The sequence below is a fragment of the Candidatus Zixiibacteriota bacterium genome (genome assembly GCA_018820315.1).
In the GTDB taxonomy this organism is placed as follows: Bacteria; Zixibacteria; MSB-5A5; order JAABVY01; family JAHJOQ01; genus JAHJOQ01.
In genome coordinates, this window is the sequence record JAHJOQ010000018.1 from 1 (window position 1) to 24,413 (window position 24,413).

Genomic DNA, 24,413 nt, shown 5'->3' on the forward strand with positions numbered 1-24,413 from the left:
TCACGCTCGATTTAAACAGCTATCGGCCGACTTACAACCCTAATGTCACGCTTAACGACTACGGTTTCGGCTATCCAACCGGAGAGCGTTATCCTGATGACATAATCATCAATTCCCCGAATTTCAGCCTTGTGACGGTCGCACCGTTCGGATTTCCGATAACAGCGGCATTCGGAATCTTTGAACAGTACGACGAGAACCTGCGCTGGGATCTCTATCGATTTGCAGATGGCTATGGACAGCCGTCCAGGAACCTTCCGAACATCGATTATCAATATAACCTGGATGTTCTTGATTTTCATCCGACCATCGCGACTTCGTTTGCCGACGATCAATTTCATGTCGGAGTCGGATTCTCGATTCGCAAAGGAAATCTGCTGACAAATCAGGTATTCCTCGTCCCCGGCGACTTTGGTGATTTCCCTGTTTTCCGTCCTTACGACAAGCTGGTGAAATGGGGAGTGGTTGATGTCAGTGGTTTTGGGTTTGGCGCCAATGTAGGCCTGCTGTACGAATTGAACGAGAAGCTCTCGATCGGAGCCACATACCAAACTAAGACCAAAATCAGCATGGACGGCAATGTTGTCACACGGTTCTATTCCCCCGATAATGACGCGATCCAGACCGGTGAAGGAAGAGAAGTCGATACGATGTTCTCCGGATACACTTTCGAGGCCACGCATGAGGCGGATGTGGATATGACACTGCCGTCAGAGTTCGGGTTCGGACTTGCATTCAATCCCTCCGAGTATGTGACTTTGGCAGCCGACATTGTGTTTACACGGTGGTCGGAGTTTGAAGACATCGAAGTAATGCTTCGCACGTCCAGAGGTCCGCTGGGATTGGACGACTGGCCGATCATCAGCAGCATTCTGATGAACGACATAGTCTATCCTTACGGCTGGGATGACGCAATGCGGCTGAGCTTAGGTGTTGAAGGGCAGCCATCTGATGCAATCAAGCTTAGAGGCGGATACAGTTATGATCAGAGTCCTGTTCCAGATGAGGCTGGAAACCCGCTCATTACTGATACCGGCGACAGACATCACCTGGCATGCGGCATAAGTCTGTTTCACAAGAATTTCGAATTCGCAGCCGGTGGCGGGTTCTCGGTTATGCCTGATCGGGATGTTGATGAATTGTTGGACTTCAATGAGGATGGAATCTGGGACAACCTTTCCGGGACCTACGGTAACTCAGCATTCAATACGTCCTTCTCGATAACGGTTAAGTTTTAGGGGAGATAGAAGATGACACTTAGGATAGTTGCTCTTTCGATTATGGCAGTGCTGATGATGCTTCTTGCCGGCTGCGGTGACCGGGAAAACCCCGCCGACATTGAAGACATTGCCCACGGTACAATTTATATGTATCCGTTGAAGTTTAATCACATCGAATATAACGAGACCGGCATGGAGAATTGGGTTCACTATCGCCAGCGTCCGTTTCTCATCTACACACCGCCCGGCTATGTAGCTGATCCGCCCGGTGAAGGTCCAAAATTCCCGGTACTTTACCTCCTGCACGATTTCACAAGCTACTCCGATAGCAATACTGCTTTCCTTTTCGCCAATATTGGCCTCGTTGCGGATAAGATGATAGCCGATGGGGAGATCGTTCCGATGGTCATTGTGATGCCGGATGCATCCACTCCGGTTGGCGGCTCGTTCTATCAAGATGGGTGGGGACTCTGGAACAGAAACGAATCCGCCAAGAAACAGTCTGGCAATTTCGAGAAGATGATCTACCGTGATTTGGTCAATTACACCGAAGTGCAAGCTTATCCATACGAAATGCCCTTCAGCATCATCAGGAAACGAGCATCTCGGGGGATCGCCGGATTCGGAATGGGCGGTTACGGAGCCTTGATGATTGCGATGAAGCATCCTGATCTTTTCGGCTCGGTCTCCCTGCTCGATGGATTCACGTCGGTGGAAGAAAACATCGATGGTTTGATAGCGGGAGTATTTGACGAAAACAACGTCGCCGCAGGTGATATGGATTCGTTCCTGGATATTGACTCGTCATTCTTCCGGCCCAACACGAGTCTCGCGCTTTCAATGGCCACTGCATTCTCGCAGCATGATTCGCTTGGGACCGACGATGCTACATATCTGCCTAAGTTTGGCGTCGATTTGCCGTTTGATGAGAACGGTGATCTGGTTCAGGAGAAGTGGCAGCTTTGGCTGGACAAAGATATCACTGCGTCGCTGCTTGACCTGTATTACATGAATCTTGAGTCTACGTCGGTCTACTTCCGTTACAGTGCGGAAAACCAGTATCACACGGCGCAGCAGGCCGCAGCCTGTATTGCCAAGCTCCAGTCTCTCGGCATTACCGATATTGAAAGCGAGTCCTACCAGGGATACGAAGGTTTCCCGGCAACTCACGGCGCTTTCACGTACGAACAGATTGGTGAATTGCTGAAGTTTCACAGCAGACACCTGGATACGGATCCGGGCGAATAGACTTTTCGCGACTGCATACAACAATGCCGGGCATATCTGCCCGGCATTTTTTATGACTTCCCTCGCAGAACAGGCTCGCTGGACGTGCGAGACTGGCGCAGTGAGCCCTAGTCGAGTTTTTTCATCAGCTCTTCGACCGCCCTTACAAGCTGTGGATCTCGGCCGTTGATGTAGTCATCGGGCAGATTCTCAACCAATATGTCCGGCTGCCGTGGAAATACCTCGGTATCTTCCATCTCGGTCGTATAAGCGCCCCACGATGGCCTCCTGATACCGGTGCCATCGATCAATGAGAAGGATGCTGTTCCTATCACAGCGCCCGCCGTCCGTACTCCGACTATCTTGCCGAGTTCCAGATCCCGAAATCCCTCGGCGAATATTTCTGAATTTGATGCGGAGTAGTTGTTAATCAACAGGGTCATCGGTCTTTCGAAGGCCTTGGATCGCATCTTGTTTTCCGAAGTCGTCGGAAATCCGCGAAAATCACGAAGAAGGTATGGTGTCTTTACGAGAATGCCGAGCAAATGCACGGCGATGTTTCCACCGAAGTTGTTGCGCACGTCAATGACGAGTCCATCCTTTGGTTCGGCAATCGATACAAGCTCCTGCTCAAATATATTAAGATACTCTTGGGACATAGCACGGATATGCAGGTAGGCCAGTCTTCCGCCAGACAGAGAATCCACAGCCCTGCGCCTCGAAGCGACCCAATCGGCATACACCAGATCATCTATGTAGCTGGCCGCAGCCGGCTTCAGAAAAACCTCGCGGCCCTGATCGTCTGACCGATCACTGACAACAAGCGACAACCGCTGATCTTCTGTTCCTGCAAGGTTCCTGAATATGTTGATGTCGCTGGAAACAGCCTGTCCATCGATACTTCTGATGTACTGCCCGGGTTTGATCCCCGCCATATATGCCGGAGATTCCGGCAATACGGCATCGATCATGAACACACCATCTCTATCGAGCGCAGCATAATCCAGCGAAATTCCAGTGTTGCCGGAAGCGATATTCTTGTCCGGTCCCGGCAGTTTTGAATAGACATCAAGGTGGGAAGCCCTCAATTCGCCCATAAGTTCGAGTAAGAGATGTCTGAATTCACGTTCCGTTCTCACGTGATCCACTGCAGGCTCGTACTTGAGCCGCGCTGCCTCCCAGTCGCCGCCGTGAAAATCTCCATCATAGAAATATGTATTCAGCAGCGACCATGCCTCGTTGAACTTCTGCCTGTTATTCTGCAGAACGTCAATCTCCATGTCCGCCTCGAATGGCATCGGAGTCACTTCTCCACTTTCGATGTCGCACTTCTGCAGCTTCTCATCTTCAAGATAGAAAACTGCTTTGGAATCAGATGTAACTGTTAACTGGGATTTGGCTTTTCCGGAATGCGTCAGTTGCTTCAGCTCGGCGTCACCCTCCGAATTGATCGACCAGATATCCGGCTTACCAAGGAGCGACGCGACCAGAATGTACTTTTTCGAATCAGGCGTGAGGACAGGATAGTGACTCGATCCCTCGAGAGAATACGCTCTCGCGCGGCGCATTTCGATTCTCTCAAAGTCAATTGCCACGTTCGCAGGTTCCTGACTCAGTGTTTCCCCGGTGTTCTTCTCGATCTTCTTATCCTCTGTCGAAAAGAGGCTGTCAAACGATGACTCGATGAACTCGACTTGCTCGCGAACGAGGTCGACTTTGTAGGTGTCGATTCTGTCACCCGAAGCTGAGCTGAAGTATATCTGCTTTCCGTCGATTGAGAAGCGTGGCCTGAAATTCCAACCTGCAAGATTCGATATGTCCCGCACATTGCCGTCAAGATCGATACATACGATGTCAGTTTCATAGGTGGGTCCGGCGACAGTAGCCACCAGCCATTTTGAATCTGCTGACCAGGCGTATTCAAACGTCGGCTCGACAGCAAGGTCGAAAAATATACCCTCCATCCATACGGTCTCTCTCTCTTCTTTCAAGTCGTATCGGATGATTTTATCAAGTCCCCGGTAGAAGGCAAGATACCTGCCATCTGGGGACACGGCAGGTTTGGCTTCATTCTCAGCCGTCGATGTCAGCCGCCTCTCAACTCCGGTCAATACATCCGCGGAAAATATGTCGTAGTTGCCGTAGCGATCGGACGCATAGTAGACTGTTCTGGAATCATCTCCCCAGACAACAAATCTCTCGCGATTCGGTGTACGTGTCACTCGCTTCCCCTTCTTCGGCTCATCAGCGGGCAGAACAAAGACCTCGCCGTGAACAATAACGGCCAGCTTCTTCTCATCGGGTGAAAGCGAAAACCACTCGGCATCACCCTGGAAGGTTCTTTTTCGCAGGAGATTGTCCTTTTCATCTGTCGACACCGTGATCGGAATCTCTCTGGGAGTGCCGTCGGAAGGATCGAGCATCCATATCTTGAGACCTTGTTCGAAGACAAGCAGATTGCCCTGCGGGTTTGAGTTGAGCCACTGTACGCCGTCATTCGTGAATTGGGTGAGCTGAATGGGCTCCAGGCTACCGAGCTTAATCCTGTAAACCTGCGACCAGTCGCCTCTGCACGATGCGAAATAGACTTCACCGGTGATAGAATTGTAGATGGGCCAGACATCGTGATTATCGTAGTCCGTCAGCCGAATCGACGTAAAATCTTCCTTTGATCGATCCTGAAAGTAGATGTCCGCATTGCCGGAAGACTTAAGATCTCTGCGCCACCACCGCGAATTTCCGGAACCGATATTGTATATGAGATACTTGCGGTCCGGGGTAATCCTTCCATTGTACTCTTGCTCGTACGGATACCCGGTTAGCTTGATAGGTATGCCGCCATCGATAGATATCTTGAATATGTCCCGCCAACCATCACGTAGCGAGGTGAAAAGTATGCTGTCACCTTCAGGAAACCATCCCGATCCAAAATCCGCTGCGGAATGAAACGTGAGTTGCTTCGCATTGCCCCCACTCACCGGAATCACGAACACATCATAGTTGTTGTAACGCCGGGACGAGAACATTACATAGTTTCCGTCGGGAGAGAAGTGCGGCCTGACATCATCCCCCTCATGGACAGTTAATCTGGAGGCTGTACCTCCGGACGATGATGCGGTCCAGATGTCTCCCATGTATGAGAAGGCAACAGTACCACCATCAGGAGACAGAGCCGGATACCGCGCGCAGAGAACTTCATCGGCCAGGCATATCTCGGTCGGCAATAGAATCAGCAGGCAGATCACTATCAGCAGACTCATAAGTCGTTTCACAATTGACTCTCCATATGATTAGTAAGATTCTTAAGTTTTTATATTACAATAATTTCGCTTACTGTCAACTGCAAAACAGCATATCGCGCTTGCGTTATCCAGAGTCAATTATTATAATTATAAGAGGAATCAGACAGTAGCATATCTACTGAGTAGTGAGCGATGGTACGACGCTTACATGGTCGACCAGTTTATTTATAATCAAGCACTTATAATGGTCTAATAGTATTGCTGAGATTGTAGCGAGTATAATAGCTACTCAATATATCTTCGTACACACTTTGCGCTCAAGAGAAGGTCAGGTGATTCCATGAACAGCGAATCGAGAGTTGAGTTTGTCACTGACAATCTTCAGGAGCTTCTTCAGAAACTAGCAGCGCTGGCCGAGTGCGTCACGGACGGTATCGGCGTGCTCGATCCAGACGGCAGAATAGTTTTTAGAAACAGTCGCCTCCGCAAAATGCTCGGCTGCGACACCGACGATTTGGCCGGAAGAAACGTCGTCGACTATCTCGATCCGAAATGGAGAGGGAAATTTGTTGAGTCGCGCGAAGCCGTCCGCAAAGGAACACTAGAGCCGTATGAGCTTGAAATGCAGACCGAGGGGGGCACCAACATCACCGTCAAAGTCCTGCCGAAATCAGTGTACGATTCTGAGCATCGATTCGTTGGCAGCATAGGCATATTCACTGACATTTCGGAGTTGAAGAGGTGTGAGGCGAACACAAAGCGAGTGTCGGACACACTCAGATCACTTTACGATGGTGTCCCTATTCCGACGTACACCTGGCAGGCGAAGGGTGATGACATAGTGCTTGTTGACTTCAATCCGGCAGCGGCTGAGATAACACATGGGCGGGTGACTGACTTTGTGGGGAAAACGGCTTCCGAGATGTATGCAAACAGGCCGGATATCGAGAATGATCTGGCGAAATGTATTAAAGAGAAGACGACGATAAAGCGAGAGATGGACTATACGCACACGACGACCAGCGATGTTCATGATCTTATAGTGACTTACTCCTTCCTTCCTCCCGATCAAGTGCTGGTTTGTACCGAGGTTGCCACGGAACACAGGAAGACATCCAAGCAGTTACTGGCACTGGATGAAAAATGGAGACTGTTACTGAGGGACAGCCTCGATATAATAGTGAACATCTCTCGTGACGGGACGATACTTGCAGTAAATCACACGATATCCGGCAAGTCTCCTGATGAAGTGATAGGGAAGTGCATGTTGGATTTCATCTCACCGGAGCAACGGGAATTTGTCAGATCAACAATAGATCAGGTCTTCAATTCGGGTTCTCCCACTACTTACGTGGTCCGTGCCACGGCACCTGACGGCACGTTCTCGTCCTCGTATGAGAATCGCGTGGTTCCGCTGATGGTCAACAATCATGTAGAGTCTGTGATGATTGTTTCCCGCGACATCACTGACAGCAGAAAAGCTCAGGAGGCTCTCAAAGAATCGGAGGAACTGTACCGCACATTCTTTGATGGATCACGGGACGCTATCTTCATCACCGGATCCGATGCTACTTTCGTCAATGTTAACGAAGCTGCTACCGCTCTCACCGGTTATATAAAGGATGAACTGGTGGGCATGTCAATCACAGAGCTCCATGAACCGGTCGATTCGGCAACGTGGGAAGAATACATAAAACGGATAATAGCGGGAGAATCTATCACTTCCGAATCGGATATTCGCAGAAAGGATGGAGATGTTGTCCGCGTCGAATTCAGCAGCAAGCGAATCCTCATCAGCGGGATTCCTCACGTGCATTCACTGGCGCGCGATGTCACGGAGCGTCGAAAGGCGGAAGCTGCCCGCAAGGAAAGCGAGGATAAGTTTCACGCCCTCGCGGAACAGAATCTGATCGCGTTGTATGTTCTGCAGGAGAATAAGATCAAGTTCGCCAATCAGGCAGCGTCTGAGATGACGGAATTCTCCTTAGAAGAGATATATCGATGGGATATCAAGGAACTGTTTTCGAAATATATTCATCCGGAAGATTCTGCTTTCGTGAGAGAACAGGCAATGAGGAAACAGGCCGGAATGAAAGCCAAGGTCGTCCCCCACTATTCGTACAGGATAATGACCAAAAGTGGCAAGACAAAATGGGTAGATCAGTACTCCAGGAGTATCACGTTCGCCGGGACACCGGCTGATTTCATAATGGTCGTCGACATCACCGAGCAGAAAGAAGCAGACGAGAAACTGAAGGAGAGTGAAAGGTTCAACAGAGCCGTTGTTGAGAACTCACCGCTCGGCGTCTCCGTTCGTGGTCGTGACGGCACTTTGCTAAGCGCAAACAAAGCCTGGAGGAAGATATGGCGCTTCACCGATTCCGAGATTGACGACATGATGACCAGAAAAAAGTCAGATCTAATGTCTGATACTAAGATCAGATATCTTGGGAAGTGGATTCCGGATGTCAGGCGGATCTATGAACAGGGTGGAGAGCTTCACGTACCGGAGGCCAAAGTTGAGAATCCACGTGAAGGCGGCGCGCTGTGGGTGTCGCAGTACTTCTATGCAATCATGAATCGTGATGGCAAGGTCGATCGAGTCGTCATCCTGACTGAAGACATCACGGATCGCAAGAAGATCGCACAGCAATTGGAGGACAGCGAGGCCAGATTCCGAACCACACTCGAATCATCGCCTGATGCGATAGCAGTCGTCGGATTAGATCATGCTGTTTCCTTCTGCAATCAGGCTGCGATGGAGTTGTTCGGATACGAATCCAAAGACGAGATAGTCGGGAAGAGCGCTTTCAATTTCTTCGTTCCGGAAGATCGCCAGACAGCTGCAAAGAACATGGAGCAAATGCACTCGATAGGCTCACTCAGAAATATCGAGTCCACAATGCTAAGGGAAACCGGTGAGACATTTCAGGCAGAAGTATCAGCCGGTTTCATCAGAGATGTGTCCGGACAGCCGACAGCAATCGTGGGGGTAATCAAGGATATCACAGAGAGAAAGCAACAGGAAGCTGTCCTTCGCGAAAGTGAGGAGAAATTCAAAGTTATTGCGGAATCTACGCCGATACCTGTCGTGATCAGCAGACAATCAGACGGTAAGATTCTGTTCGCAAATTCTCTGATTGCACCAGCTTTCAAGTACACGGATGAAGAGCTTAAGAACATTAATAGTGCGGTCTTCTATGACGATCCCGAAAATCTCCGAAGAGTCGAGAAGATGCTCGAAACAGGGCCGGTCCGCAACTACGAGGCCAAAGGGAGAAGATCAGATGGTACGACCTTCTGGGGCACCCTCACCCAGGACAAGATCATGTTTGCGGGGGAGCAGGCCTATCTTGGAGCCTTTCATGACATCACGGAACAGAAGAAGATCATCGAAGCGCTACGTGAAAGCGAGGCTAAGTTCCGGGAATTGGCTGACCTCTTGCCTCAGACCATCTACGAAGCGGACACCAACGGGATGCTTACATTCAGCAACCGTCATGGCTTTGAGTCGACTGGCTACACTCAGGAAGATTTTGACAATGGACTGAACGTCCTGAAGCTATTCAACGGTGCCGACCGAGAGAAAGCAAAGGAGAGGATGCATCGAATTCTTCAGGGCGAGCGGATCGAGGCTACCGAGTATGATCTGGTGAAAAAGGATGGCAGCACATACCCGGTATTGTCATACTCGAGCCAGGTTCTGCGCGGAGGAGTTTCAGTCGGCTTCAGAGGCATTGTGATCGATATAACCGAGAGAAAGAGAGCAGAAAACGAACTGCTCAGAGTCAACGAGGACCTGCGAACCGAGCGATCGAAACTGGAGCACGCCAATATCGCACTTCACGAGGTTCTCAGCAGTATCGAGGATCGCCGCAAAGAGGTTACAAAGCGTGTCAACACCAATATGGAACGGCTTGTGCAGCCTATCCTGGAGAGTCTCAAACGCAAGTCCAGTGAGGAATCCAGGATTATCATTAAGAATCTCGAGAGAACTCTCGAAGAACTGACCTCTCCCTTCACCAGAGATCTGGAAACGAGGATATCGAGGCTGACTCCGCGAGAGATTCAGATTTGTGATATGATCAGGGGTGGCATGAGGTCGGGGGAAATCGCATCGGCCCTGGACATTTCAGAGCTGACAGTGCAGAAGTTTCGCCAGCAGATACGAAAAAAGCTCCGAATTAACAAGAAAAAGATTAATCTCGCTTCCCACTTATGTTCTATGTCTTACAATAGATTAGCGCAGCACTGAGTATTTTAAATACTTAGTTATTGCCGCATCTACACTCAATCATTATAATTGACAAGCTAGTCAAATTGTATAGCTTATATGTTAGTTATAATGTTACGGCCCTTGAGGAAGACAGGTGGAGTTGGGTTGATTTCTGTGATTCGCACACTCCAAGCGAGTTCTTCTTGTTTGTGTGACCTATTAGTCAGTGTGTACTCAAATCCCCTCCAACTCAAGTTTAGCCTAACAACGATGATGAGCCTTGTCGGAATTGCCTCAATGGCATAAAAGAATGGAGTCGGTAGACTTAAAGTAAACCGACTCCAGATCCAGTCCTATTCGCCCTGGGGATTGGGCATTGGTAAGGCAATTGGGGAAAGAAACACCACTAATATAACAGTTAAACATTACTTGTCAAACAAAAACTCGCCTTGGAAGGACGTATTTTAGTAAGCCGTTATACACCCTTTCAACTACGTCCTTTCGAACATCCCCCATATAGTGATCTAAGGCTCCTCCTGTTTGAGTGCATTCAGGAATGCCGCTGACGCAATCCTCAACGGCATTCTACTCAGAGAGACAATCACCGCCTTGTAATTGGAGTCTGAACAGCACCTTATTGCGTGACTGGATCTGGGGGCAGGCGTCTCAGTTGGCGCAGAACGAGCAGATGCGGCAGTGTGATGCTCAGCAGCCCCACGGGATACAAAGGCCACATGCATCATCGGTCGATTCCAACAAAGAACGGGAGCGACCTATATTGGTCGCTCCCGTTATCTTCAACTCCAGCTATGTACCAGAGAGAGTATCTCTATACACTTAGAATGGAGGATTACACGCTTCGGGATCTGGCGCAGGTCCACCGGTGAAGATGTATGCAATCAAGTATACAACGTCATCGATATCGACACCGCCGCTACCGTCAGCGTCACCGCAGCAGACCGCAGCAACTGGCGGAGGTCCACCGGTGAAGATATAGGCGATCAGGTAAACGACGTCATCGATGTCTACTCCGCCGCTACCATCGGCATCACCGATTATGCATCCCGGGCCAAGCTGACAACCGGGGCAATCAAGCTCGCGCACTGCGATCCAGTTCTTGCCCTTGTCGATTGCAGTCTGCAGATCAGAGAGACCAGTCTTCGATCCGGCCTTGACCTTACAGAAGACATAGCACTCGCCGACACCAAGCGTCACGTTCTGAGCAATCGAGTAGACTGTGTTCATATCCTGAAGTGTGTCAGGATTGTCGGCGGTGAAGCCGCTCATATTAGCCAGAAGGGTTCCGACTTCCGCCGGTTTATAGCCGCCGTTCGGATAGATCCACACGTCGTTCTCGAGAGCGATTCCGCCTACGATGTCATTACACATCGACGCGGCACCATACCAGTTCACTTCCGGATCAGCAGTAGGCGGACCAGACTGATAGACTTCTTGTCTGGCATCATCCTTTGAGACCGCGTTGTTCGAACCGTCGTCGCCATCAGGAACATCCCAGTCCATACCTTCACCAATGTGAATCGTGATCGGGACTTCTTCGTTGTTGCAGATCTTAACGCGTTCAATCAGAACGCATGTATCGGGATGTAACGGGACCCAGAACTCGGCCTCTCCAACGATGCTCGTATCCTGGTTGCTCCAGTTACCATGTGTGTACTCATACTCATCTGGGAAGACCGCAGTGGTGAGCGGACCCTGCGCTCTGAATTCGACTCTGGAATCAGAGCCGTCGAAGCAGGAGAACCACGTCCTGGATAAGTCATTGGCCATCGCAATGATCAGGCCCTCGTCGTACATGAATGTCGCGCTGTCATCGTAGAAGTACATATTGCCTTTGTCATCTGCCTGAGCCAAACCGGCGCGTGGTACACTCCATGCACCGACCGACCAGCAGAAAGTACTGAGAATTGCTTTCTCCGGCAGATAGAAGTCACACGCTACGACGAGCTGAACATTGATCGTGGCAGTGAATGAGCCACCACAAGCGGAGACTGTTAGCTGACCGTCTTCAACTCCCTCATTGGGCATCGTTCCGACGTTAATCGGGATCGTAGCCGAGTTACCGCAGCCTGCATTCAGCGGGCCGGAGGCAGAAGTCGGCACCATCCAGCCAACATCCGAACTGAGCGTGTAGCTTGTGCTCTGGTTACCGACATTCGTCAGAATCAGATCAAAGCTCGTACTCGTGGCAATCGTACAGTCAGTTCCGGTTGTCGGAGCTATCGCCAGCGGGTAGCCAACTATGGTTGGCGTATATCCAACGGCACAGTAGGTAGCCGGAGTGAAGCAGGGATGATTCAGATACAAGACCGGGTTATCGGTCGCTACACCTTCACTCTGGGGAAGTCCGCCTGCGTCCTTGTCATTTACATACTGAATGTGAAGGCCAGTCGCATTGTCCGTATACATGGACATTGATGACCAGTGATCGCTATCGCAATCGCCGGCAGCGCAGTCCGGTGTCGGCGAATTGGTCAGGTTGACAGCTTCACCATAGGTGAGACCACCGTCAATCGAACCGGTCACGAAGATATCGCCGTTGGCAAAGTTGCCGGCAGAATTGTCGAAGTTCGTGTCACCGTTTGCGGATGTAAAGGCACCGAAACGCGTGAACGAAACATACATTCTGCTGGTCTCGCCATCAATACACTCGGAGATGTTCATTTTACAGGCTGACAGGTTCCATGCACCCGGATCGAGTGCAATTGACGGCCTCGATCCATCATAGACGATCGAAATACAGCCGCCGGGACCATCGTCCCAATGCCAGATTCTCGACTGATAATCCGGAGAGCACGGATTAGTTCCGGCAACGTTCCTCAGGGCAGTCGCCCAGACGACGTGGAACTTGCCGTCGGAATCGTACATCGCAGAAAGGTCAGTGTAAGCCTGGCCATTCGGCTGCTCGTCGATCGGTCCGAGACTCTTATAGTCGGTGATGTTGGTGATGATCAGATCTCCACCACCATCTCTCGGCCATGTGACACCGTAGTCGGTCGACTCAATGTAGACGACATCGTTCTGCCATTGCGTATATCCGCAAGGATCATCAAGATCGCCGTCGTAATAGAGCGGTTTCATCCAGGTGATAGCAACCTTGCCGGAACCGGTCCTCTTATCGGAGCGAACAGCCGGCGCAATGTTGTAGACAGAATCGATCGCCGTTCCGCAAGCGGGCCAGTCAAATGAGGTGCCACCCGAGTTACGCCAGTAGACGAGAGTCTGAATCTCGCCATTGGGAGCTGACTGTGGCGGGGATTCGCATGCGACCACGTGCATAAGACTCTTACCGGCAGAATCCTGCCAGTCCACGATCGGCCAAATGTAGTTACTTTCAGTCTCCCAACCACCGGTAATCCAGCCTTCGCAGGTCAGAGTACCGGGAGGACCCGGTGCACCCGGCTCGAAGGCGAAAATACCACCAGCGGCGAATGCATCAATAGCCGCAACTGGTGAATAGCTGTCTTCTACCGGACCAAAGTGGAATGCGACAACGGCAAGACCGCCTGAAGTGGCGTCGATGGTAGTGTAACCACCGTTGACATCACTAATCGGCTTACCGCCGCCCATGCCGGTACCCCAAGCGAATGAACTGGTGCCCAGATTGTAGGCCTGGTAGTTAATCTTTCGGTCACCACCCACTGCCGGTCTCTTCATCCACACAAAATGGACGAAAGCCGTACCGGGCCAGTAGGACACCTGCCTACCCATTGTACCGTTGTGCTGGTAATCGTAAATAGTCATGCCCATTATCTGACCCGGCGCCATGCTGGCACCGAAACTGGGCGCGAATTCTGGGTAAATATTCTCACTCCCATCAAACACCTTGTTGACAAGCTTCTTCGGCTTTGACATATTCGCCGAGTTACTCGCTATCGCTGAACCAGCGACCAAAGTCAACATGAAGACTGAGAGAATGAAAACAATCAGAGATTTTCTTGGCATTTCTTGCTCCTCTCAACACAGTAGCTTTGGGCTCTAAAACATGAAGCAAACAAAGACACTGTAAGCCAATTTGATAATGATACACATCTGCTTCAAGCACAAAACGTAAACCCACGAGTTTAAGTCTCCTCCTGACCCACCTCCTTCCGCTCACGGAATATGTTACACATAGTGCATTTCAACATCAATTGAATGCTTCCAAAACATCGTCCGGCGTAGTAGTGTAAGAGTACATTCTGTTGAACCGCCCGCATATAACCAGCGAGGCCACAACTACACTGCTTTAAGAGATCTTCCCTCAGCAAGCAACAACAGAAATCTTCGCGATAGGAACAACAACTTGGCTTAACTAAATTTCTAGTCGCTATTAGAATATAATGATTCCGCTGCTTTGTCAAGTGTTTTTCTCCATTCGGAGAGTCGATCGAGAGAGGATTAGATGGCGGACTATCCTACCCACCTTTCTATGTAACTCTCTCTGCAAAAACATACTAATTCTATCTTACAACACAAACCCGGAAGGAACGCTTCCGGCCATGAGGCATCCAGCTGCCTAATCACCCGTAACAGGATAATGTTAGTCTACGTTAATCAATTACCTGCATTTGCAAACTCAGTCAAATGAATCTCCGCGCTGCAGGATGGCTGAGCCTATACCGAACCATGCGCGGTGCTAATCCATGTGGCAGGAGTCTTTAATTGCAAATGCCACAACTCAAACATGAGTATTATCGGCCACTTCTCCATCGATGATTACGATTTCGGGGGGGATGATATAAGATTATGAAGACACGCGGGCATTCAATTGGCGAATATTGACTTGCAGGCACACCAATGCGGACAAAAAGAATCCGAAAGCCATGGAGATTCGTGCGTCGTGTTAGTCTCTAAGTCTCTCAACGGTCGGGGATTTGACCTATTTGCCGGTAGCGTTAATGACTGTCGGAATGGTTTTGAGGAGAATCTTTGTATCCATCCAAAGAGACCAGTTATCAATGTACTTCAGATCGAGATTCATCCATTCATCGAATGTCGTGTCGTTCCGGTCACCGACCTGCCAGAGGCATGTCAATCCCGGTTTCATTGATAGCTTTCGCCTCTGCCACCTATCGTAGTGCACGACTTCATCCGGAATTGGAGGACGAGGTCCGACCAGCGACATCTCCCCTTTCGCGACGTTAATCAGTTGAGGGAGTTCATCCATGGATGTTCTCCTGAGGATCCTACCAAGCTTGGTGATTCTCGGGTCATTCTTAATTTTGAATGCCGGACCATCCATTTCGTTCTGGTCTCTGAGGGATTCCTTGAGCTTCTCAGCATCCTGTACCATGGTTCTGAACTTCAGCACCCAAAAACGTCTGCCATTGAGACCACATCTCTCCTGCTTGAAGAACACCGGCCCCCGAGAAGTCAGCTTAATCACCACAGCAACCAGAATCATTAATGGAGATATGACTATCAGACCGAGCATTGCCCCGACATGATCGATCAGCCCCTTCAGGAATATCTGAAATCTGGAATCAGAGGTGGTGGAATAGAGGACTGCCGGTCGGCCCAGAAATTCCGTGATTTCTTTTCTCGCTATATTTGTGGAGAAGAAATCGGCCAGAAGACAGGCTTTGGTCCCCATCTCTTCGCAGATCTTAAAGGAAGAATCCACTCTGTCAAGATTCTCATGGCCTACTGCGAAGATGACATAATCTACCTGATTATTCTTGATTATTTCCGGCATATGAGAAAGCGATCCTATCAGGGGTATGTCGCGATAACGCCAGAGAGTTGTCATGTCTTCCCAGTCAAGAAGTCCAATCACTCGAAATCCCCATTCGGGATGCTCTTTCAGATCATCAACAGCGCTTTTTGCCAAATCTCCGGTTCCGACCACGATCACATTCTGATTGCTGAAACCTCTCACTCTCAGGAAATGGAGGAATCGAAGAACTACAACTCGTAGCCCATAAAGTAGTATCACATCGGATGCTGCGAAGATCACGAAGAAGGAGCGACCGTAGTCCAGCGTATTGGTTGCAACCAGCCATCCTACGAATAGCAGGGTACCGATGATGACTACACGCAGTGTATCTCTCAGGATTCTCCAATAAGGCTTGGTCCTGTAAGCGTACGACTGCTTCTCACGGAATATCAGCATTCCCCAGATGACACAGATTATGAGAACATGCTGAGTTGGCAGATGGCCAGCGGGGTTGCCGATCGGAGAGCCACCGTTCAGCAGCGTCGAGAGATGATTCCCCAGCAGGAATGCCGCGCAGGTGAGTATTAAATCGCACGCCAGATGCAACCTGCGAAGTGTGGCTATCTTATCCTTCAGCATACTCTAACCCGTGAGCTCCTGCAAGTGATTGAGATACGTGTCTGCAATCTGATTTCGACTGCAGTGGGCAGTGGCATATTCATGACCGTTCCGCCCAAGTCGTTTGGATAATTCCCTGTCGTCACAAAGCTTCAGAATGTTCTGAACGAGGCTCTCGGCATTCTCCGGTTCAAATGCGATTCCCGCATTTGCTTTCGTCACCAACTCCATGGATTCACCTTCTGTGCCAATCAGAATCGGACGACCTGATGCCATTATTTCATATATCTTTGATGGAATGTTCCTTGTAAACAATTTGGCCTTGCGCAGGGGGACCATGCATGCATCAGACATTCTGTAGTATTCGATAACTTCATCATGCGGCAATTGAGGCACAAAGGTCACATTATCGAGTCCCAATTCTTCTGCCTGCCTAATAAGCTGCTGCTTCTCAGCTCCATCCCCGACCATCATGAATCTGATGCGCCGGTTACTGCTCAGTTGTTCTGCGGCAGTGATGACTGTCTGAAGCTTGTGTGCCATTCCATGTGTGCCGATGTATGTGACCAGGAATTCGCCGTTAAGATTGTGCTTCTGACGAAGGCGATTCGTGTCCACTTCCACATCGAATTCATCGAGGTTGATTCCGTTCGGCAGCAAAACGATTTTCTCGCGGGCTATTCCGCGCTCTGTCAGAATGTCTATCGTACCCTTGGCAACAGCGACTATCAGACTGGCTCGCCGATAGAGAAACATCTCGATCCGCTCCAGAATTCCAATTATGAACTTGTTTTGCAGTGCACCGACCGCGACAATCTCTTCCGGCCAAACATCCCTGACTTCGAACACAAATGGGATTCTCTTGACGACAGAAATCAGATATCCAGCTATCGCCACGAAGAATTGCGGCGAGGTCGCGATCACTATGTCAAGACGTGGAAGTCTCGGCAGTCCCAAAATGAGTGCCGAAAACATGAAAGAGAGATAGTTCATGATCCGCTTGAGGAATCCCTTGTTCGGTGTGGCATAGACATACGTACGCATGATATCCACGCCATTTTGAGTCTCTTTCATGAAGAACCGACCTGCATATTCGCTGGGAATGACACCACTTGGATGATTGGGGAAGCCTGTGAGAATAGTCACTTGTTTGCCCTTCTTCACCCAACTCTCTGCCATCTGCGATACACGAATCGCAGGGGCGTTGACTTCGGGAGGATAGTAGTGCGATATATACAGAATCGATTGATGCGCTTTTGCTGTAAACGGTTCCTTCTTTTCCATCATGCAATCCTGCTTCATAGTCTAATCTGATTAGCCCAACCTTTGGGGATGTCCTGTTGCAAGCGATTCAATGATCGCAAGCGTCGCACGAGTGACGGCAGTGGCTGACCTGAACCCGGCAGCGAGGTCATCACAAGCCAGATAATGCGCCGCAAACGACTCAATTTCGTTCTTATGACCTTTATTCTGTGTTCCGGAATAGAGCTTCCTGGCTTTGCCTCCAGCAAACATCTCCGCAGACTTGAAGTCATCGATTACAAAGCTGACTCCTCCGGAGAAGATTTCCAGCCGTTCTTTCGGCATGCCCTGCCCGCCATTGGCGGCGTACGTCAGGCAGCCGGATGAACCATCCGACATTTTCACTATTACATGAATATTGTCGCTATCCAGATACAGTCCGCTTCCATGCTCAGCGCTGTATGCTAACACCTCTATTATATCGGCATCTGCTAAGAATGACATCAGGTCTATGAAATGGCAGACTTCGCCTATGATTCTGCCTTTGCCGATCTCAGGATCTTGCAGTGGATGGTCTTTCGGAATGAAGCCGGCGTTTACGCGGTAATTGAGTAGCGCCGGGTACGGAATTTTGTCGAGTTCCTTCCTGACCGCCCGAGCTGCAGGCGAGTATCGCCTGTTGAAACCGACCATCAATTGAGCCGAATTCAGCGTCATCGCATGTTCGATTTCTTTCAACTCATCTTCCGAGGTTGCAAGAGGCTTCTCGACAAATACCCATTTCCCTGCTCGCAACGCCTGCGCAACCTGGGTAGCGTGCATGTTGTGCGGTGACAGAATCATCACTGCGCCGATTTCTGAGTCAGCGAGCACCTCCTCAAATGAAGTCGATGCGCGCTCGAAACCGAACTGCCTCGCTATGGAGAGCGATTTGATGCCATTTGGGGCAGCAAGACATTTCAGGGTGTAATCTCGATTATCCCGAAGTTCCGGGTAGAGCACTCCAGTCGCGAATCCGCCTGTACCGAATGCTCCGATCACAAGTTTACCATCTTTCGTGTTTGACTTATTCTGTTTCGGTGAAGCCTCGACACTCGCGTGTGTGTCTACATCGCTCGGATACTCGAGGACAATACCGAGATGCGGCTCGGGAGTTTTGCCGGTTACGATAGAGTAGGCCTTTTCTGCATCTTCCGACTTGAAAGAGTGTGTCACGAGGTGATCGAGACAGATCTTTCCATCGGCAATCAGATCGAGGAATGCAGTCATGTTTCTCCGCTCGGTCCATCTGACATAGCCAATCGGATAATCGCGCCCCATCTCTTCATATGATCGATCGTAACGCCCGGGACCGTATGAGCGAGAGAGATTGAAGGAAAGTTCTTTGTCGTAGAATGGCTTTCTGTCGAGATCCATGCCGACCGCACCGACAACAGTGATATGCCCTCGATCACGGGCGATCCGTGCAGCCTGGTTCGCGATCCCCGATGATTGTGCAGCCGCCGTGATAATGACCCGATCGACTCCTACGCCATCAGTGAAATGCATGACCGATCTCTCAAAATCGGGCGATGAGTTGTTGACGGCGAAATCGACACCGCACTTCAGTGCCAGATCGATCTTCGAGGGATCAACGTCAAGACCGATTGTCCTGCACCCTGCCGCCTTGAGCATCTGCACAGTGAGCTGACCCAGCAGTCCAAGGCCGATGATTGCGACATTTTCTCCGAGGCGAACATCTGCCTGCCTGATACCCTGCATCGCAATCGCTCCGAGCGTCACGAAGGATCCATCTCTGAATGAAACAGCGGGCGGCAGCTTAACAGCGAGATTCTTCGGTACGAATATCATCTCAGAGTGGCATGCGTATCCAAATCCAGCACATGCCACTCTCTCCCCGACAGTAAAATCGGTCTGCTCCGGTGATATTTCCATAACGACACCGGATGACGAATATCCTAACGGTATTGGAGAGTCGAGGCGCGACTTCACTTTGCGGTATGTCGCACCCAACCCTTCAGTCTTAACTTTATCTAATACTTGCCGTACAAGATCCGGCCTTGAACGCGCCTTGGAGACCAGACTCTTTTCAGCGAGTTCGATCATCGCGCGCTCAGTTCCGGCGGATACCAGCGAGCATGCGTTCCTGACAATAATGCCACCTTCACGCATAGCAGGCGCAGGAACATCTTCTATACGCAACATGCCTTTTTTCGGATACTGGACTATTTGCTTCACTGCAGCTTCTCCTATGCCCCTATCTTGTGCCCACGGATTCGTGTTGTTTTCTATCTGGATTGACTCTTATCTTTGTCGGACCAGGGACAGCCTGCAGCGCCCCGGTGGCGGAAGGACTTGCCGACATGACATCGCACAGAAACTTGTCGGTATTGCCGGCGGTGCTCTTCCAACTGAACTGACGTGATCGCCTCAATGCCAATTTTCTGAGAGCTTCGCGTAGTGTGCTGTCCCCAAGAAGATTGCTCATCGCTTGACACATCGATTCGGGATCATTCGGATCGAAGAATACAGCAGCATCCTCAAGAACTTCTCTGCAAAGGGCCGTGTCTGAAGCCGCAATCGGAGCACCCATCCTGAGAGCCTCAAGAAGGATCAACGATGCGGATTCGAGCTCCGACGGGAATGCAAACAGATCGCAAGCTGCGTAGAAGCTCAGCAGAATGCGGAAGTCTATCGATCCGAGCATACGCACGCTGCCCTCAAGCTTGTGATCGCGTATATATGCATTGATCTCGGCTGTGTAAGACTTGTCGTATGGTTCGCCCGCAATCGCAAGTGTGAGCTCCTGGTCAGATCTCTCCTTAAGCAGCCTGAATGCCTGCACCAGTTCCATTATGTTCTTGTAACGATATATGTGGGAAGATGAGAATATCAGCTTCCCCTTGATTTCATATTTCTCATAGATTTCGCGTCGGCTCAGCGCTATGCCTTCCTGCGTGTCATTCCCCATGTAGATAACTCGCTGTGGAATCCGATTGGATCCGAGAGCTCCATTCACGTACGACTGTGCAAATTTCGTCAGATGAATGATCCCTTTTGCCCTGCGCGCAGATATTTTTGTGGCCAGTCTCAGCAAATGCAGTCGCAGCTTGCTGAGCGGGGGTTCAGTCGAGATAAACGTCCGACTGAACGGGGCGAGATTGTGAATCAGCATCACGCGAGGGATCTTGCGGGAAAACAACCCGAGATTGCCCGGCTCAAACAACACGTCGATGTTTTCTCTCTTGATATGTCGTCGGAGTGTCGTTTGCTCCCAGATGAGGCGCTGAATCAATCCATTGCCCGGGGTCTCGAAGTACCTGTAGGTGATATCACGCCGGGCAGGGAAATCAAAATTCTGCTGCCGTTCAGACAAGAACACTGTCAGGTGAGTTCCGGGCTTGCTTGGATAGTTGTGCAGGAGCTTTTCAAGATGCTTCTGCCCGCCACCTTCTACAATTTGAGTTGCCTTAATTCCTATTTTCATTGAAACACTCTTCGAACACCGTCATGGTCTGCTCGAATCTCTTTCCCCATGTGTGATTCTGCGATTCGGTCCATGCCCTTTCGGCAAAATCGCGTTTCCATGTTTTGTTTCTTGATATCAGCCATTCGATCTTCTGAGCAAACTCCTCATAGGAGTCGGCAATCTCCACCAAATCGACAAACTTCTCAGCTTCAGGCATTCTGACCGACACGATCGGTTTGCCTGCTGCCATATACTCATAAAGCTTCAAAGGACTGCATCCTGAAGCGACATCATCGAGGATGTAGGGATTCATGCAAACGTCAAAGGCTGCGATGTAAGAGGGCAGTTCATCGAACGTTTTGCGACCTAAGAAAAATACGTTGTCATACCCAGAGAGTCTTGACGTATCGACATGCGCCGGACCGACGAATACAAACGAATAGTGCGGAAGTTTCTCCGCAACATAGGCGATCAGCTCTAGGTCGATCCAGTATGCCACCGAACCGAGAAAACCGACAATCGGTCCCGGGATATTGGTGATTTCATCGTTGGGTTTGACATTGTCGAGGTTTACTCCTCTGTAGTGATCGATGTCGGCCGCATTCGGTATCAGATATGTTCTCTTTGCCATGCTGCCCTTTCTCTCTAACAGAAACGGGGCAGTTGCGACCATGGCATCACTCTGAAGGATTGTGTCTCGTTCGAGCCTGGCGACTGTCTCTTTTCTGACCATGCCTTTGTCGATTACAAACTCATCGACACATTCATAAAGTTTTCGCGACGATTTCAACCTTCGCATGAGGTAACCGGAATAGGGCGTATAGCTGTAGATTACCGGATCATTGAATCCGAGCCTGCGAATCTGACGCTTGATGAACCACGACAGCAGCAGGCTGTTGAGCTTGCAAATGAAAGTGTTCATCTGAAAGAAGGGCAGCACCAGCGGTGGAGTGGCAACCCAAAGGTTCTCCTTCACTGCAGTGGCGCCCTTCATAAACTTGAACGCTCGGTTGATTCTGTGTCGGAATTCGCGAATGTAGGTAATCCAGTGAACCTGAGTTTCGACGAAGAGGACTCTAAATCCTTCTTCGGAGAAGCGCTTCATGAATCTCTGCTTTCGAGTCCAGAGATCGTTCCAATCCTGTGTAGCGATGCAGACGATGTCTGGTTTGGAGTCCATTCTCAGTTTCACTATGCAGCCGTTTCCTAGCCCCCTCCAGGTTTTGTGCATGGAGTCATTTCACGACTCACTTAAGTTGTCGACCATTCCGTTCCTGACTGGAGGATGCATAATGGGGTATCGATTGGTTATCACTCGTAACCCTGCTTGAAAGAGGCGATCAGTCCTTGTCTGACCTTCTTCTCAGCGTCAAAGACCTGGTTGCCCCTGTTTTTCCAACGCGATTCAACTCCAACTCAGACAGCACTCTCAACACGGCACGCGCTCTATGAGTGAGCACATCTTCCTGCTCGCCACGATGCGGCATTGCGGCCCAGAGCATCTCAACCGGCCCAGAGCCAGAGTATGAAAAGACCAGCTTCTCTGCCTCCCGCCTTGCGCCATACTCGGGAGAGACCTCGTGAGCAACCACCTCCGGCAGCCAGCCGTCTGAGAATGTGATTATGTCCAGAGTTGAATCATCAACTTTCGAATTGAGTGATACTCGTTTGCTGTCATGTATCTGCGGAATAACATCTCCGAGGATCAGACTACTGACCAGATCGTACTGACCGCGCCCATCGAATCTGTCTCTGAAGATCCAGAGCCTCTCGTTCTTGTCGAAGTAGATCGATCTCGAAATCAGCAACGGATTCGAGAGCCGCGTGTATGCTGTGTGTTCCGCTTCTATGAAATCGTAGCTGTCATTTGATTCCCATCGCCTCACACTCACTTTGGCATCCGGTCTGATTGCGAAGAGAATTCTGGGAATGAAACGGTTCTGTTCAATTCCCTTCACGGAAGGCACCGAATGATATTCAGTCGACCTGAATCTGTTCCTGACCGACTGATTCGACGTATACCTGTAGGTGCCGGAATCGATGACGAAGTTGGTCAAGCCGCAACTTATGTCGACAGTCAGCATATCATTATGTTTGTGACCACCCGATCCGCCTGACCCTATCGGGTTTGCCCCGAAAAACAGATAGAGGTCATCCTTCCTGAGAGTCGCAAGCCCGGAGCTTCTGAACAACGCAGATGATCTGACTTTTCTGGGACAATCCTCGACAGATTTCAAAGTCTCCTGGACTTCCGGACCGCAAAGCCACAGCGAGTCGTATGGTGGCCTCTTAGCTGATGAACGGAGTTCCGGCAGATCAAGAGCGAGCGCTCCAAAATCCAGCATCGTGATCGGATTCTGCCGATCGACTGCATCGAATACAAGGGTGCGACCTGAATCGCCGTCTCCGAAATTCGGCAGGCAGCCGTCCGGCTTGATAAGAGCCGAGGTGAGTCGGAACATATCCCGAAGGCGCTTGCGGTAGCCTTCGGAGAGACCATCGTGGCGTGATTCCACGAGATATGCAATGAGATAAATCTCAGAGGTCAGAATCTGATAATTCAGCGATGATTCATAGCAGAAACCATCGGGAAGCGTTTGCGCAAAGAGCTCTTTCTCCAGTTCATCGACTGCAAAACGTTTCCAGAATCTCCCACGTGGGAGGTCGGCGAACAGATGTCCCGCTAACAGCAAACCGAGCAAATTAGCGAGATAATGATTCGAATTCATGCCGTCGCCGATCACTTCGATATTCTCTTCGATATAGACGGCATGCTGATAGACATTTCTGTAGAATCTCTTTGCGAAATCGATATCGACCCGACCCGTATGATTGAGTATTTCTATTGAAGTTATCCAATTTATCATTCTGATTGCCGCTTCCATGGGGCAGGTCCAGTTGATACCATAGGGATATGGATTCGATTCGATCCAGTCATCGATCAGCGCTATTGTCTTCTCTGCATACTTGCTCTCCTGCGTATGTTGCCATGCTTGTGCGAGCCAGACCAGATAGTGCCCTCGCGACAATTCCCACGGCAGCTTTACATCTGATTCATTGTTCCATATCACTATCGGAGCCGAAAGGTAGTAATCGTTTGCCCAGGAGACATCTACCACAAAATCGGTTCCCCACTTGATTCTGTCACCAAAGCTGACAGGATCAAATCCGAGGACACGAAACTTATTCGAGAGAGCATCATCCGCTCTTGTAATGATGCGATCGATCACATCCCGGTAACAGTTCCGTGCAAGCCGATGTATTCGGTCATGATCCCTGACAGTGATCGTGGTGCGATCTCTCAGTAGCGCAGCTATATAGGCATCGGTGGATTTGAAATCAGAATCGGTCGCGATTAGTGAGTCAAAGTCGTCTTCGCTGAGTGCGCTCTTCTTAACTGCCAGAGACACCACGCGCCTGGCGACCCTCTCGAGCTTTCGCCCTGCCCTGGCTGCAAAATTGTAAACAAATGGCATCGTTTGCTCCTTGGCACTGCGTCCACGCGACAATCCATCCGCGAGGA

General features: G+C 50.2%; 11 protein-coding genes. 3 read left to right on the plus strand and 8 right to left on the minus strand.

The window, feature by feature from the left end; genetic code table 11:
• Both KKH67_01655 and KKH67_01660 read left to right on the plus strand, forming a co-directional pair.
• Positions 1-1,238: outer membrane protein transport protein (locus tag KKH67_01655; GenBank protein MBU1317878.1), on the plus strand; the 1,238-nt coding region annotated here is incomplete at its 5' end.
• 12 nt (positions 1,239-1,250) lie between these two features.
• The gene (locus KKH67_01660; GenBank protein MBU1317879.1) at positions 1,251-2,468 is read left to right on the plus strand and encodes a hypothetical protein; all 1,218 of its coding nucleotides are present in this window, start codon (positions 1,251-1,253) and stop codon (positions 2,466-2,468) included.
• 107 nt (positions 2,469-2,575) lie between these two features.
• Here the strand turns inward: KKH67_01660 and KKH67_01665 are convergent, their stop codons facing one another.
• On the minus strand, positions 2,576-5,719 hold the full coding sequence (locus KKH67_01665; protein MBU1317880.1) for a hypothetical protein: 3,144 nt from the start codon (positions 5,717-5,719) through the stop codon (positions 2,576-2,578).
• A 310-nt stretch (positions 5,720-6,029) separates the two neighbouring features.
• Here KKH67_01665 and KKH67_01670 point away from each other — a divergent pair, with 310 nt between their 5' ends.
• A complete protein-coding gene (locus KKH67_01670) occupies positions 6,030-9,944 on the plus strand; it encodes a PAS domain S-box protein (protein MBU1317881.1) in 3,915 nt (1,304 codons plus the stop codon).
• A gap of 798 nt (positions 9,945-10,742) precedes the next feature.
• Here KKH67_01670 and KKH67_01675 read toward each other — a convergent pair.
• From KKH67_01675 to KKH67_01705, 7 genes are all read right to left on the minus strand, one after another.
• Positions 10,743-13,868 carry a hypothetical protein gene (locus KKH67_01675; GenBank protein MBU1317882.1) on the minus strand — a complete coding sequence of 1,042 codons (3,126 nt, stop codon included), beginning with the start codon at positions 13,866-13,868 and terminating at the stop codon, positions 10,743-10,745.
• 916 nt (positions 13,869-14,784) lie between these two features.
• A complete protein-coding gene (locus tag KKH67_01680; protein ID MBU1317883.1) occupies positions 14,785-16,200 on the minus strand; it encodes a sugar transferase in 1,416 nt (471 codons plus the stop codon).
• 3 nt (positions 16,201-16,203) lie between these two features.
• A complete protein-coding gene (locus KKH67_01685) occupies positions 16,204-17,463 on the minus strand; it encodes a glycosyltransferase family 4 protein (protein ID MBU1317884.1) in 1,260 nt (419 codons plus the stop codon).
• 30 nt (positions 17,464-17,493) lie between these two features.
• Positions 17,494-19,659: a bi-domain-containing oxidoreductase gene (locus KKH67_01690; protein ID MBU1317885.1), complete on the minus strand. Its 2,166-nt coding sequence runs from the start codon at positions 19,657-19,659 to the stop codon at positions 17,494-17,496.
• Positions 19,660-19,678: 19 nt separating this feature from the next.
• Positions 19,679-20,908: a glycosyltransferase family 4 protein gene (locus KKH67_01695; protein ID MBU1317886.1), complete on the minus strand. Its 1,230-nt coding sequence runs from the start codon at positions 20,906-20,908 to the stop codon at positions 19,679-19,681.
• Positions 20,892-22,082 carry a glycosyltransferase gene (locus KKH67_01700; protein ID MBU1317887.1) on the minus strand — a complete coding sequence of 397 codons (1,191 nt, stop codon included), beginning with the start codon at positions 22,080-22,082 and terminating at the stop codon, positions 20,892-20,894. The genes KKH67_01695 and KKH67_01700 overlap by 17 nt, the downstream gene beginning before the upstream one ends.
• Positions 22,083-22,230: 148 nt before the next feature.
• On the minus strand, positions 22,231-24,366 hold the full coding sequence (locus tag KKH67_01705) for a heparinase II/III family protein (protein ID MBU1317888.1): 2,136 nt from the start codon (positions 24,364-24,366) through the stop codon (positions 22,231-22,233).
• Between the last annotated feature and the right edge of the window lie 47 nt (positions 24,367-24,413).